This is a genomic window from Winogradskyella aurantiaca (assembly GCF_003362725.1).
Taxonomy (GTDB): Bacteria; Bacteroidota; Bacteroidia; order Flavobacteriales; family Flavobacteriaceae; genus Winogradskyella_A; species Winogradskyella_A aurantiaca.
The window spans coordinates 1-729 of sequence record NZ_QKTV01000018.1 but is presented as its reverse complement, the minus strand read 5'-3'; the positions used below and the strand labels follow the sequence as shown (position 1 = coordinate 729).

Annotated in this window: 1 protein-coding gene; it reads right to left on the bottom strand. The window is 41.2% G+C overall.

Annotation, left to right across the window (positions count from 1 at the left end; genetic code table 11):
• On the bottom strand, positions 1-729 hold a 729-nt coding region (locus DN064_RS14070; RefSeq protein WP_157962326.1), incomplete at both ends, for a hypothetical protein.

Genomic DNA, 729 nt, shown 5'->3' with positions numbered 1-729 from the left:
GAACCAGAACCATTAGCTGGATTGAAGTTACCATTGGCATCAACATCACCAGACCAGGTACCACCAGCAGGACTTGCCTGAAGTTGGAATGAACTAGCATCTATACATACTGGATCAACATCAGTAATACTTACCTCTGGTAATGCATAGATTTCAAGTTTAACTGGAATCTTAGCAGAAGTACAGTTTGTTGTTGTATTTCTTGCTTGCGCAAAATAAGTAACCATTCCGACATTGCTCAAGGATGGATCCTGTACTGGATTGTTTTGAGCATCGAACCAGTCAATGACTTCACCATTACCAGCTGTTGCCGAAGCTGTAAGAGTTTGACCAGAGTCACACTCTGCCTGATCAGAGGCCTGAGGTACTTCTACCACAGGACAACTACAATCTGGAGCTGTTATAATAGCTTCAGCTGTACATTGATCAGTACTAGTAGCTACAAGGGTAATGTTTTGACCAGCAGGGATTCCAGATACAGAACCATTAGCAACAACAATACCTTGGATATTTTCTTTTACAGTTACTGTTCCATTACTTGAGAATGCAACAGAATAAGTTAAAAGGTCTTCAGAGCATACAGGTGTCTGTGGAGTAATCGTTGGAAGTGCATTAACTATTACTCGAACTGCTGCAGGTTCACTCTCACAAGAGTTACCGTCAGTTTGAGTCACATAATACGTAGTATCACTAGCAGAAGCTGTACTGATTGAAGGTTTATTGATTTCC